This window comes from Rhizobium rosettiformans (assembly GCF_016806065.1).
In the GTDB taxonomy this organism is placed as follows: domain Bacteria; phylum Pseudomonadota; class Alphaproteobacteria; order Rhizobiales; family Rhizobiaceae; genus Allorhizobium.
This window is the reverse complement of sequence record NZ_CP032405.1, coordinates 2032267-2045301: the sequence shown is the minus strand read 5'-3', so window position 1 is coordinate 2045301 and position 13035 is coordinate 2032267. Positions and strand designations below refer to the sequence as shown.

Below are 13035 nucleotides of genomic sequence, written 5' to 3'. Positions count from 1 at the left end.
CAGGTTGCCCTGACCCGGTCAATATCGTAAACCTTACGAGCAACAGGCTGACAAAGCCCGACGCATGGATGATGATATGCGCAGGCACAGAGGGGCGGGGAAACACGTATGGCATTGCAGGCACGAAGCGAAGCGGGCTCCGGAACCCTTGTGGAGAAACTCGGCGACACGTTGCGCAAGGCGATCGGCGCCGGCCTGTTCCCGCCCGGCAGCAAGCTGCCGAGCGAGGCGCAGTTGTCCGAAGCCCACGGCGTCTCCCGAACCGTCGTGCGCGAGGCGATCGCTTCGCTGCGCGCCGACCGCCTGGTAGAGGCCCGCCAGGGCGCTGGCGTCTTCGTCCTCACCCCTCAGGAGCCGACGCCCGCCCCCTTGCTGATCGGTAATGTGGACCCGGCGCGCGTTTCGTCGATGATTGAACTCCTGGAGCTCAGAACGGCAGTGGAAGTGGAGGCAGCAGGCCTCGCCGCGTTGCGACGTTCCCCCGCCCAGGAAGAAGTCATACTTGAACGGCACTACGCTATCCGCGCCTGTCTTGAGGCTGGCCAATCGACTACGGAAGCCGATTTCGCCCTTCATCTCGCGATCGCCGAAGCGACCAACAACCCCCGTTTCCGCGAATTTCTGGCAATGATTGGCAAGAATGCCATCCCGCGGGCCGCCTTGCGCGACGAAGACAGCGAGGAGGATCAATCCGCTTATCTGCACCTCATCGATGCCGAACACGCAGATATTGTCGAGGCGATTTCCCGAGGCGATGAGGAGGCCGCGCGTGACGCGATGCGGCGCCATCTGCGCGGCAGTCAGGCGCGCTATCGCGCTCTTTTGCGCGAGCAGCGCCAACCTGTACGATAACATTTGACATAGGCGTCGTTAATACGTATGACAACTTGGCCGGAGGAGGCCAAGAGAGGACATTCGAACATGACGCCGCAAGACATCAAGGCCGCGCTCGGCGCCGGCCTGCTCTCCTTTCCTGTCACGCATTTCGATGACGCAGGGAATTTCAAGTCCGACAGCTATGCAGAGCATGTGGCGTGGCTATCCGGCTTCGATGCGCCTGTGCTGTTTGCGGCTGGCGGCACCGGAGAGTTTTTCTCGCTGACGCCATCGGAAGTTCCGCGCGTGGTTGCCGCGGCCAAGGAGGCGGCCGGCAAGACGGCGATCGTCTCGGGCTGCGGATACGGCACCGACATTGCCATAGAGATCGCGCGATCGGTCGAAAAGGTCGGCGCTGATGGCATCCTGCTTTTGCCCCATTACCTCATCGACGCGCCGCAAGAGGGCATGTACCAGCACGTCAAGCGGATCTGCCAATCTGTCGGCATCGGCGTCATGGTCTATAACCGTGACAATTCGGTTCTGGGTGTCGAGACGCTGCAGCGCCTGTGCGATGAGTGCCCCAACCTGATCGGTTTCAAGGATGGCACCGGCGATATCGGGCTCGTGCGCCAGATCACGGCGACCATGGGGGATCGCCTCACCTATCTCGGCGGTATGCCGACGGCCGAACTCTTCGCCGAGGCCTATCTGGGCGCTGGTTTCACCACCTATTCATCCGCCGTCTTCAACTTCGTGCCGGGGCTGGCCGTCGACTTCTACAAGGCGCTGCGCGCCGGTGAGCGCGAGCGGTGCGAGACGATCCTCAAGGACTTCTTCTATCCGTTCATGGCGATCCGCAGCCGACGCAAGGGTTATGCGGTCTCGGCCGTCAAGGCTGGCGTCCGCCTGCAGGGCTTTGCCGCCGGCAAGGTGCGCCCTCCCCTCGATGATCTGACGGCGGAAGAAGAAGAAATGATGGCCAAGCTGATCGCGCCGTGGAAGCGCTGAGCAAAGGACGCCCCAGATGAAGATCGCCGAGGTTCGCACCCATCTTCTCGAGCACAGGCTCGCCGTTCCGTTCCAGAGCGCTTCGATGCGCTTTGATCGGCGGGCGCATGTGCTGGTCGAGATCGTCTGCGACAACGGGCTCACGGGCTGGGGCGAATGCCTCGGCCCGGCGCGGCCGAACGCGGCCGTGGTTGCAGCCTATCGCAACTGGCTGATCGGCATGAACCCGCTGGAAACGGAGAAGATCTGGGCGGTTCTCTACAACGCCCTTCGCGATCAGGGCCAGCGCGGCCTGACGCTCACCGCATTGTCGGGCATCGACATCGCACTCTGGGATATCAAGGGCAAACATTTCGGCGCATCGGTTTCGACGCTGCTCGGCGGGCGTTTCCGGGAGAGCGTCAAGGCCTACGCGACCGGCAGCTTCAAGCGCGACGGCGTTGATAGGGTCGAGGACAATGCGCGTGACATCGCGCTCTATCGCTCCCAGGGCTTCCATGCGTCCAAGATCAAGGTCGGCTTCGGGATCGAGGAGGATCTGCGGGTCATCCGGGCTGCACGCGAGGCAGCCGGCTCCGAGATGCGCCTGATGGCCGATGCCAATCATGGCTATGGCGTATTGGAGGCCGTCGAATTCGGCCGTCGGGCTGCCGAATACGGCCTCGACTGGTTCGAGGAGCCCGTCGTGCCGGAGCAGCTGGCGGCCTATCGCGAAGTGCGAGCCAGGCAGCCGATCCCCGTTGCGGGTGGCGAAACCTGGCACAGCCGCTGGGGCATGAAGGAGCCGATCGAGAGCCGCGCGATCGACATCGTCCAGCCGGATCTCGCCGGTGTCGGCGGCTTTACCGAAGCAAAGCGCGTCGCCGATCTCGCAGCACTGCACGGCGTGCGGGTCGTACCGCATGTCTGGGGAACGGCTGTCCATATCGCAGCCGCTCTTCAGTTCATTGCCGCGATGGTGCCGGATCCGGTGCGCGTCAACCCGATCGAGCCGATCCTCGAATTCGATCGCACGGACAATCCGTTCCGGCAGGCCGTTATCCAGACGCCGATAGAACACGAGCATGGCGTGGTCGCCATCCCGAATGCACCGGGTCTCGGCATCGAGATCAACCGCGATGCTCTCCAGGAATTCAAGATGAAGGACGAGGCATGAGCCTGATCCGCACCCTTCCCGGTCGCAAGCCCGCCATCGCCCTGCCCAAGGGCGCGATCGATACGCAGATGCATGCCTATTTGCCCGGCTATCCGGCACTGCCCGGAGGGCCTGGCCTTCCAGCCGGTGATCTGCCGACACCCGAACAATACCGCCAGTTCATGGACTGGATCGGCATCGATCGCGTCATCGTCACGCAGGGCATGGCGCATCAGCTGGACAACTCCAATCTCGTCGCCTGCCTTGAATGGTTTGGAGACATCGCCTGGGGCATCGCAGCGGTCGATGCCAGCACCAGCGAAGCCGAGCTCGATCGCTTGTCGGCGGCGCGGGTGCGCGGCGCGCGGATCATGAATCTGCCGGGCGGTGCGGCCAATCTGACCAAGCTCGAAGAAGTGGATGCGATTGCCGCCAGCCGAGACTGGATGATCGCCATCCAGTTCGATGGCAGCGACATCCTCGACTATGAGGAGCGGCTCTCGAAACTCAGATCACGCTGGGTGCTCGATCACCACGGCAAGTTCTTCCGCGGGGTGACGCCGGACAGTCCTCAGGTGAAGGCCACCAAACGGCTTATCGACGGTGGCCGCTGCTGGTTCAAGTTCGCCGGCGCCTACGAGTCCTCCAAGACGGGCGGACCGGATTTCGCCGACGTAGGCGCCGTTGCCCGATCGATTGCGGCGCATGCGCCGGAGCGGATCGTCTGGGGCTCGAACTGGCCGCACAATCTGGCGCGCGTGCAGGCGGACTACCCAGACGATGCCGCGCTTGCCGACACCGTGCTCGGCTGGCTGCCCGACGAGGCCGCCCGCCGTCTCGCTCTCGTGGACAATCCGCAAAGACTTTTCGGCATTCCACCTGCTGGAGACAGGTAGCCGAACTGCAATCCGTCGAAACGGGAGGTTTCGACGGTTCAATCAAAAGAGGAGGAAGACCAATGAAAACTGCCGCAATGCTCAGCCTCGCGATGGGGCTCACCCTTGGTGCGGGCACCGCATTCGCCCAGGAAATCACGCTGCGTTCCGCCGACATTCATCCCGATGGCTATCCGACGGTCGACGCCGTCAAGTTCATGGGCGAACTGGTCAAGGAACGCACCAACGGCCGCATCGCCATTCAAGTTATGAACAACGCAGCACTTGGCTCCGAAAAGGACACGATCGAGCAGACGCGCTTCGGCGTGATCGACATGAACCGCGTCAATAGCGCGCCGTTCAACAACCTCGTGCCGGAAACCGTCGTCTTCGGCTTGCCCTTCCTGTTCCGCGACACCGAACACATGCACAAGGTGGTCGATGGCGAGATCGGCGATGAAGTGCTGGCCGCCTTCGAACCGCATGGCCTGATCGGTCTTGCCTTCTACGATTCCGGTGCACGCTCGTTCTATTCGACCAACAAGCCGATCAACAGCCTTGCCGACCTCAAGGGCATGAAGGTCCGCGTCCAGCAATCAGACCTCTGGATCGCGATGATGGAAGCCTTTGGCGCGAACCCGACACCGATGCCCTTCGGCGAAGTCTACTCGTCGCTGGAAACCGGCGTCGTCGACGCGGCCGAAAACAACTGGCCTTCTTATGAATCCTCGCGTCACTTCGAAGTGGCCAAGAACTACACGCTGACCGATCATTCGCTCACGCCGGAAATCCTGGCGATCTCCAAGATCACCTGGGACAAGCTGACGCCGGAAGACCAGACGATCATCCGGGAGGCCGCCAAGGAATCCGTCGGCAAAATGCGGGAACTGTGGCAGGCACGCGAAAAGGCGTCGGAAGAGAAGATCCGAGCATCCGGCGTGAACGTGATCACCCCCAACAAGGAAGAGTTCGCCGCTGCCATGCAGCCGGTCTACGACAAGTTCGTCACGGATCCCAAGATGAAAGAGCTGGTGGAGCGCGTTCGCGCCGTCAAGTAAGCACCACGGACCGGCCGCATCCTCGATGCGGCCGGTTTTTTCTTATCCTGGATTTCGGAGGGATCCATGTCGCGTTTCATGCGGGCCATCAGGCCCGGCCTCAGCTGGCTGAGCCTCGCCTGCCTTTATCTGGCCGGCCTCGGCGTGGTCCTGATGACCATCATCATCGGCTGGCAGGTTTTCGGCCGTTACGTGCTCAATGACACACCGAGCTGGTCCGAGCCCCTGTCGCTGCAGCTGATGTCCTGGTTCATCCTCTTGGGTGCGGCCGTCGGCGTGCGCGAAAGCGTGCATCTCGGGCTCGACATCGTTCGCCACAATATGCCTCCTGCAATCCAGCGCCTGATGGATCTCGTCAGCCTCGGCCTGATCTGCCTGTTCGGCGGCGCCATGTCCTACTATGGCACGCTGCTGGCCATGGGCACCTGGACAGCCCGGATCCCCGTGCTCGGGTGGCCGGGTGGCATAGACTTCATTCCGCTCATCGTCGGTGGCACAATGATCTCCATCTTCGCGCTCGAACGCTTCGCCGACACGTTCATCGGTACTGCTATCCCGGCGGCGGACGATGTCGCCCAGACCGAGGTGGTGTGATGGCCTATACGATCCTCTTCGGCACCTTCGCCTTTCTCATGCTCCTTGGCATGCCCATCGCTTTTTGCCTCGGGATCGCGTCCCTGGCGACGGTCCTCTATATCGGCATCCCGCCGATCGTGATCTTCCAGCAGCTGAATTCGGGGATGAACGTCTTCGCCATGATGGCGATCCCCTTCTTCATCTTCGCCGGCGACCTGATGGTGCGCGGCGGCATCGCCTTCCGGCTCATTCGCTTCGCCTCCGGCTTCGTCGGGCATATGCGCGGCGGACTGGGACAGGTGAACATCGTCTCCTCGACGCTGTTCGGCGGCATTTCGGGTTCGGCGGTTGCCGACGCATCGGCCATCGGCGGCCTGATGGTGCCGCAGATGGCGGCGCGAGGCTACGACCGCGGATACGCCGTGAACGTGACGATCAGCTCTGCCCTCATTGCCCTGATGATCCCGCCGTCGCACAACATGATCCTGTATTCGATCTCGGCAGGCGGCACGGTCTCGGTTGCGGATCTCTTCACCGCGGGCATCTTTCCCGGGATGCTTCTGACCGGCGCCCTGATGGTCACCGCCTATGTCGTGGCCCGCAGACGTGGTTATCCGGCCGAACCCTTTCCCGGCTTTGCGAAACTGCTGGTGTTCTTCTTCGCCGCCCTGCCCGGCCTGCTGCTGATCGCCATCATTTTCGGCGGCGTGCGCTCCGGTATCTTCACGGCAACCGAAAGCTCCTGCATCGCCGTTATCTACGCCTTTCTCGTCGCCGTACTCGTCTATCGCGAGCTGAACTGGAGCGGCTTTGTCGAGGCGATCCTCGGCGCGGTGAAAACCACGTCACTGGTTCTGCTCGTCATCGGCATGGCCGCTGCCTTTGCATGGCTCATGTCCTTTCTGCAGGTGCAGGTCACGCTCATCCAGGTGGTCAAGTCGATCTCGGACAACCCGATGGTCGTCCTGCTGCTGATCACCGTGGTCCTCCTGCTGCTTGGCACTTTCATGGACATGGCGCCATTGATCATCATCACGACGCCGGTTTTCCTGCCGATCGTCCAGGCCTTCGGCATTGATCCCGTGCATTTCGGTGTCATCATGATCCTGAATGCCGGGATCGGTCTGATCACGCCACCGGTTGGAACCGTGCTCTTCGTCGGCTGCGCCGTGGGCAAGATCACGATCCGGGAGGCGATGCAGACCATCTGGCCATTCTTTGGCGCCTGCGTGATGGTGCTTTTGTTGGTTACCTTCATTCCCGAGATATCGCTCTGGCTGCCAGCGCAGTTCAAGTGATCCTCCCGCTCTCGCCTTCCGAGGGTTCTCAGCAGGAGCCCCAGCTCCTGCCTTTCTTCCTGTTCGAGTGACAGAATGCGCATCCGCTGCTGACATTTTGGAAAGCCAACCACACAAAATGACAGTTTCTCGCCATTTCGGCGAAGCGTGACCACCGCTACAGTGATCCAACCTTCGTTCTCAACCGGTGGATCATGACAGCGCCAGCCCCTTCGGACAAAGCCCTCGTCCCCTTCGTCAGCGTCGAAAACATGATGCGGCTCGTGCATCACATTGGTATCGAGCACGTGCTCACCGAGCTCACCGACGTTATCGAGGCCGATTTCAAACGCTGGGAACTGTTCGATAAGACGCCGCGCGTCGCGTCGCATTCCCGCGAGGGCGTCATTGAGCTGATGCCGACATCGGATGGGGAGATCTATTCGTTCAAATACGTCAACGGCCATCCGAAGAACATGGCAGAGGGCCTGCAGACGGTGACTGCCTTCGGCCTGCTCGCCGATGTCTCGACCGGCTATCCTGTGCTGTTGACCGAGATGACACTGCTAACAGCGCTGCGGACAGCGGCAACGTCCGCCATGGCGGCCCGCCACCTCGCCGCCAAGGGCGCAACGACCATGGCAATGATCGGCAATGGTGCGCAGGCAGAATTCCAGGCGCTGGCGATGAAGGCCGTGCTCGGCATTACCGAGGTGAGGCTCTTCGACATCGACCCGAAGGCAACGGAAAAGACGCGGCGCAATCTCGAAGGATCGGGACTGCTTGTCACGGCCTGCCCAACGTCACAGGCGGCGATCGAGGGGGCTCAGATCATCACGACCTGCACTGCCGACAAGCAGTACGCGACCATCTTGACGGACAACATGGTCGGCGCCGGCGTGCACATCAACGCCATCGGTGGCGACTGCCCCGGCAAGACCGAACTGCATCGCGATATCCTCTCTCGTGCCGACACTTTCGTCGAGTATCCGCCGCAGACGCGGATCGAAGGCGAGATCCAGCAGATGGATCCGGACTATCCCGTCACCGAGCTCTGGCAGGTGGTCACCGGTCAGGTCGAAGGTCGCAAGAACGACAAGCAGATCACCCTCTTCGACAGCGTCGGCTTTGCGATCGAGGATTTTTCGGCATTGCGCTATGTGCGCGAGCGCGTACGGGGGACCGCCTTCTACCAGTCTGTCGATCTGATCGCCGATCCGGACGATCCTCGCGACCTGTTCGGCATGCTGCAGAGGTCCAAAAACTGAGCCCCCCCCAAGATCTAGGGGTTCGCGCTGAATTTAAGTTGGCGGAAATATTTGCGGCCTAATGTCCTCATCTCCAAGGAGTCTGGCCGGATGAATGAAGTCGAACGCCTGAACATACTGCGTCAGTACGGCATTCTGGACACGCCGCATGAGGAGCCCTTCGAACGGATCGCCGCCCTGGCGCGCCTGATCTTTGACGCGCCGATCGTGCTGATCTCGCTGCTTGACGACGATCGCCAATGGTTCAAGTCGAATATCGGTCTGGACCTGCGCGAAACCGAGCGCGAACACTCGATATGCAACGAGACAATTCGCAGCGACGACGTTCTGGTGATTGCCGACACAAGGCAGGACATCCGGACGGCGCGAAACCCTTTTGTCATTGGAAAACCTTACGTCGCATTTTATGCAGGCGCTCCGCTGGTGACCTCGGAAAAAGCTCGCCTCGGTTCACTCTGCATCATGGATCGCGAGCCGCGACACTTCGACGAGCGGCAAATGGCGATCCTGCAGTCGCTCGCCGCCCTGGTGATGCGGGAAATGGAGCTCCGGCGACAGATCGATCAAGACTGGCTCACCGGTGCCACATCTCGTATGGCCTTCCACGGTACTTTGGAGAAGCTTGTCGGACGCATGGCGCCACCGTCGATCGGCCTGATCAGCTTCGACATCGATCACTTCAAGCAAATCAACGACCGCTTTGGTCACATGGCAGGCGATCGTGTGCTGATCGACATTGTGGAGGTATGCCGTGGCGTCCTGCGCGACGGCGACGTGATCTCACGGATGGGAGGCGAGGAATTCGCCGTTCTCTTGCCGGGGGCAACAACCAAGAGCGCGCTTGCAGTCGCCGAGCGCCTCCGGCAGGCAATCGAAAGCTCGCGACGCACAGATGTTGATGGCCCTGTCACGGCAAGCTTCGGTGTCACCATGCTCGATCAGGGCGACCACGGTCTGGCAGATCCCTTGCGGCGCGCGGACGAGGCCCTTTATCGATCCAAGGCGAACGGCCGCAATCGAGTCACCTATTCCTGGGCCATGCCTGCGGAAATAGGCCTTGGCGCCGGCAGCGTGCGCGAAGGGTCTTGAAACAGACCATTTGCCCGTCAGCGATCCGTTCACGCCGGCCCGAGAAGAATGTCCTCGGCTTCCTCACGCTCCATGTCGAGCACACGCTTGGCCAGATCGAAGCCGAAGCCCTGGCGGGCAAAGGAGGCGATCTCCTTGCTCCAGCGGGCGTCGTCGGCTTCCACATCCGGGCGGCGGAAGGGCCCGAAGGCCTTCTTGCGCGCATAGACGACGGCCGAGCGCAAATCGTCTGCGTCCACGAGGACGGCCTCGACGATAGCGCGGTCCACACCCTTCTCAGCAAGCTTGCGGGCAATTGCGCGCTTGGAGCGGCCGCTGCGTGCCGCCGAATTCGCCCGGATCTCCGCATAGTTCTGGTCGTCCAGCGCCTTCATGCTGCGGCCGAAAGCAAGAGCCGTTTCCGCCAGCGCGTTTAGCTGCGCTTCACTGATATCTTCAAACTTGCTGCGCGCCTTGCGCCTGATGGCATCGGCGAGTTCGCGTTCGGTCATCATGCGCTTGGCAAGCCGATAGGCGGCCGAGTTCTTCGCCCAGGCCAACATGCGTGGCGTTGGCTGATCCTCAGTGGCTTTCGACGGTTCGTCCATGAACCCGGTCTCCCAACTTCGCGGGCGATCGTCAACAGGCTTCTGGACGGTCGGGATCGGTCAATGAGACCGCAGCCACTCCGCAAGCTCGGCTTCGGCGCGTTCAAGGGCGCTGTAGTTCAACAGCTTGCGCAAAAGCGCAACCGTCACTGCCCTGGCCCTCAGATTAAAGCGCCCCTCGTCGCTATCCTCGACCGACATCTGGTAGACGCCGAGTTTTTCGTAGAGCTGTTGAAGGCGGTTCTGAACGCTGCGGATCGATAGGCCCCGTCGGCGGGCGATGGTGCGGTCCGTCAATCCGAGCGCGATATCGACGAGGATCTCGTATTCGCTGTCGCTGAAGCCCCTCACCTGTCCGAGGCTCTTCTGCTGCATGCCGCGCACTTCGCGATCGATGACGCATTGCGCCTCGACGAAGATGCTGCGCAGCGCGAGTTTCAACCGCTCATCTGAGGCTGATTTCAGGACGTAGCCATAAGCCGCGCCGTCCGGCACGATCCGGGAGACGCCACGCACATAGGCCTCGTCGGAATAGTTCGACCAGAAGAGGATGCGGGTATCGGGTCGTTCCTTCCAAATGGTGCGCGCCGCCTCGATGCCATTGCGGGCGTTCATCTGCAGGTCCATCACGATATGGGCGGACTTGTGCTCACGGGCCATCTTCTCGCCATCGGCCCCGTTCTCGGCCTCCAGCACGTCGCGGCATTCCGGAAGTGCCGCACACACCGCTTCGAGCAGATAGGAGCGGTGCAGCGGATCGTCCTCCACGATCAAGACCTTCATGCGTCATCTCCCTTCGCTGTCATTGTCTGCGCTGGAAGAGGCAACTGCACCCGGACAGTCGTCCCCTCGCCCTCCCGGTTTGCGCCTATGGTGAACTTGGCCGAGATCAGCCGCGCCCGCGTCATCATGTTGTCGATGCCCCCGCCCTCGCCTCGGCCGCCACGTGACAGGCCTCGTCCGTCATCGGCGACTTCGACGACAACAGCGCAGTTGCTTGCCCGCAGACGGACCTCAAGATCGCTGGACTGCGCATGGCGAACCGCATTGTTGATGGCCTCCTGCGTGATCCGAAACAACGCGATCCGAACCGTCTGATCCAGGAGATCGATGACACCGTCGCTGTCGTCCACCAGACGCCAGGACAAAGATGCCCCCTGATCTCGAACGGCCCGATCGAGATGGTTCTCGATCGCATGGGCAAAGCCGAAAAGCTGCAAGACAGCCGGTTTCGCCTCCTCGATGATCTCGCGCAAATTCTGCATGCATTGCTGCAGACTGCGGGCCACGGGCTCGAGCATCTCTCCACTCAGGTCCTTCTCCTGCATCATCCTGTCGACCCGGCGCGACAGGCGCGTCAGGTCGGCAAGCGTCTGGTCGTGCAGGTCCATTCCGATGCGCTGCCGCTCGCTTTCGAGCGCCTCGGTGAGATTGAGAGCGCCCAGCCGCAAGCCTTCCTCGCGAGCGCGCGCCTCGGCCTCAATGATGGCCGACTGCTTTGCCTGTTCAGCGGCTCGAAGGGCAAAGAAATAGGGAGACAAGAGGTCGGCGATCGACTGGGCGTTTTCGACATCCTGTGGCGAGTAGAAATCCACCTGATGCGAGGAGCAGCTGAGCGCGCCGATAACCTCGCCACCCACCTTCAGCGGCACATGGATGCGGCTGCGGAGGTTGTGCTCGAAGATCGGACGGGTGAAGGGCGTATCGACGTGGTAGCGGGTTTCAAGCTGTGCATCTGCCGTCAGGAGGAAGTCGATCTCGCCCCAAAGCAGGGTGCGGATCGGGCTGCTCGCCACCGGTGCAGGCGTCGTCTGGCCCCAGAAGGTGTCGAGACCAGTCTCGTAAGCGGTGTGATAGAGCCCGTTGACCATGGTGATGCAGACATCGAGGTGGTCATGCGGCACGATATGCGATACTTCGACGCCCACGGCCTTGATGGCCGAGCGGAAATCGAGCTGACCGGCCAGGAGCCTGGATATGCCGAGATAGTGATCGAGCAACGCCGAGGGCGCGATCTTGAGCATGGTGTCCTCCCGCAGCCACTCCCACGGCCGCATCGCCTTCATAACACATCTCGATAGGGTGGTCGTCTTGCGGGATCCCGCAGGACTTTGCGTAATTCCCGCAAACGTCCTGCCGTCCCGAACCTGTACAGGCGTCGCCGTTCGCTCCATCCTGATCCTGCCGAGAGGAGGAACTCGGCGGGGAGTTCAGACCGGGACATAACCGGCTGTTTGGAGGAAACCGGCGACACGCGCGCCGGACAACAGGGAGTGAGATCATGAAGACCAGCAGAACCCTTCTGGCGAGCGCGGCACTGTGCCTTCTCGCCACATCCATGCCCGCACTGGCCGACACTTCGGGCAAGAAGATCGCCCTTTCGAACAACTATGCCGGCAATTCCTGGCGCCAGGCCATGCTGACCAGCTGGGAAAAGGTGACCGGCGAGGCCGTCAAGGCCGGACAGGTCGCAGCCGCCGACGCCTTCACCACTGCCGAAAACCAGGCGACCGAACAGGCAGCGCAGATCCAGAACATGATCCTGCAGGGCTATGACGCCATCGTCATCAACGCTGCCTCGCCGACGGCACTCAACGGCGCCGTCAAGGAAGCCTGTGACGCCGGCATCACCGTCGTTTCGTTCGACGGCATCGTCACAGAGCCCTGCGCATGGCGTATCGCCGTCGACTTCAAGGAAATGGGCCGCAGCCAGGTCGAATATCTCTCCGGCAAGCTGCCGCAGGGCGGCAATCTGCTCGAAATCCGCGGCCTTGCCGGCGTCTTCGTCGATGACGAAATCTCGGCCGGCATCCATGCGGGTGTCGAGCAGTTCCCGCAGTTCAAGATCGTCGGCTCCGTGCATGGCGACTGGGCGCAGGACGTAGCGCAAAAGGCCGTCGCCGGCATCCTGCCGAGCCTGCCGGAGATTGTCGGTGTCGTGACCCAGGGCGGTGACGGCTATGGTGCGGCCCAGGCGATCGCTGCCGCCAACCGCCCGATGCCCGTTATCGTCATGGGCAACCGCGAAGACGAGCTGAAATGGTGGAAGGAACAGAAGGACGCCAACGGCTATGAGACCATGTCGGTCTCGATTGCGCCCGGCGTTTCCACGCTTGCCTTTTGGGTCGCCCAGCAGATCCTCGACGGCAAGGAAGTCAAGAAAGACCTCGTCGTTCCCTTCCTGCGCATCGACCAGGACAACCTGGAAGCCAACCTGGCCAACACCCAGGCCGGCGGCGTCGCCAATGTCGAGTATTCGCTCGAAGACGCCCAGAAGGTCATCGGCTCTGCGATGTAACCGACCGGAAACCTCCCCGAACCGTCCGGCCTTCGGGCCGGGCGG

The 13035-nt window shown here is 61.9% G+C and carries 13 protein-coding genes; 10 read left to right on the top strand and 3 right to left on the bottom strand.

Annotated elements, in window-relative coordinates; translation table 11 throughout:
• Positions 1-108: 108 nt before the first annotated feature.
• From D4A92_RS09865 to D4A92_RS09825, 9 genes are all read left to right on the top strand, one after another.
• A complete protein-coding gene (locus D4A92_RS09865) occupies positions 109-852 on the top strand; it encodes a FadR/GntR family transcriptional regulator (protein WP_203019599.1) in 744 nt (247 codons plus the stop codon).
• 69 nt (positions 853-921) lie between these two features.
• Positions 922-1827, top strand: coding sequence for a 5-dehydro-4-deoxyglucarate dehydratase (gene kdgD, locus D4A92_RS09860; RefSeq protein WP_054148998.1), 906 nt, complete (start codon positions 922-924; stop codon positions 1825-1827).
• Positions 1828-1843: 16 nt separating this feature from the next.
• Positions 1844-2983: a mandelate racemase/muconate lactonizing enzyme family protein gene (locus tag D4A92_RS09855; RefSeq protein WP_203019598.1), complete on the top strand. Its 1140-nt coding sequence runs from the start codon at positions 1844-1846 to the stop codon at positions 2981-2983.
• Positions 2980-3858 (top strand): amidohydrolase family protein, encoded by an 879-nt coding sequence (locus D4A92_RS09850; RefSeq protein WP_203019597.1) that lies wholly within the window; start codon positions 2980-2982, stop codon positions 3856-3858. The genes D4A92_RS09855 and D4A92_RS09850 overlap by 4 nt, the downstream gene beginning before the upstream one ends.
• Positions 3859-3920: 62 nt before the next feature.
• Entirely contained in the window at positions 3921-4895 is a 975-nt protein-coding gene (locus D4A92_RS09845; RefSeq protein ID WP_203019596.1) for a TRAP transporter substrate-binding protein, read from the top strand.
• A gap of 66 nt (positions 4896-4961) precedes the next feature.
• Entirely contained in the window at positions 4962-5489 is a 528-nt protein-coding gene (locus D4A92_RS09840; protein WP_203019595.1) for a TRAP transporter small permease, read from the top strand.
• Entirely contained in the window at positions 5489-6769 is a 1281-nt protein-coding gene (locus D4A92_RS09835; protein ID WP_203019594.1) for a TRAP transporter large permease, read from the top strand. Before D4A92_RS09840 ends, D4A92_RS09835 begins: the two co-directional genes overlap by 1 nt.
• Before the next feature lie 194 nt (positions 6770-6963).
• Entirely contained in the window at positions 6964-8016 is a 1053-nt protein-coding gene (locus tag D4A92_RS09830) for an ornithine cyclodeaminase (RefSeq protein WP_203019593.1), read from the top strand.
• A gap of 90 nt (positions 8017-8106) precedes the next feature.
• Complete coding sequence (locus D4A92_RS09825; protein ID WP_203019592.1) at positions 8107-9105, top strand: GGDEF domain-containing protein; 999 nt, start codon at positions 8107-8109, stop codon at positions 9103-9105.
• A 29-nt stretch (positions 9106-9134) separates the two neighbouring features.
• Here D4A92_RS09825 and D4A92_RS09820 read toward each other — a convergent pair whose 3' ends face one another.
• The 3 genes from D4A92_RS09820 to D4A92_RS09810 are packed head-to-tail and all read right to left on the bottom strand — an operon-like array spanning position 9135 to position 11716.
• Positions 9135-9692 carry a regulatory protein RecX gene (locus D4A92_RS09820; RefSeq protein ID WP_203019591.1) on the bottom strand — a complete coding sequence of 186 codons (558 nt, stop codon included), beginning with the start codon at positions 9690-9692 and terminating at the stop codon, positions 9135-9137.
• 60 nt (positions 9693-9752) lie between these two features.
• Positions 9753-10475, bottom strand: a complete 723-nt coding sequence (locus tag D4A92_RS09815; RefSeq protein WP_203019590.1) for a response regulator transcription factor — start codon at positions 10473-10475, stop codon at positions 9753-9755.
• A complete protein-coding gene (locus tag D4A92_RS09810) occupies positions 10472-11716 on the bottom strand; it encodes a GAF domain-containing sensor histidine kinase (protein ID WP_203019588.1) in 1245 nt (414 codons plus the stop codon). The genes D4A92_RS09815 and D4A92_RS09810 overlap by 4 nt, the downstream gene beginning before the upstream one ends.
• Before the next feature lie 257 nt (positions 11717-11973).
• Here D4A92_RS09810 and D4A92_RS09805 point away from each other — a divergent pair, with 257 nt between their 5' ends.
• Positions 11974-12990 carry an ABC transporter substrate-binding protein gene (locus tag D4A92_RS09805; RefSeq protein WP_203019586.1) on the top strand — a complete coding sequence of 339 codons (1017 nt, stop codon included), beginning with the start codon at positions 11974-11976 and terminating at the stop codon, positions 12988-12990.
• The last annotated feature ends 45 nt before the right edge of the window (positions 12991-13035 follow it).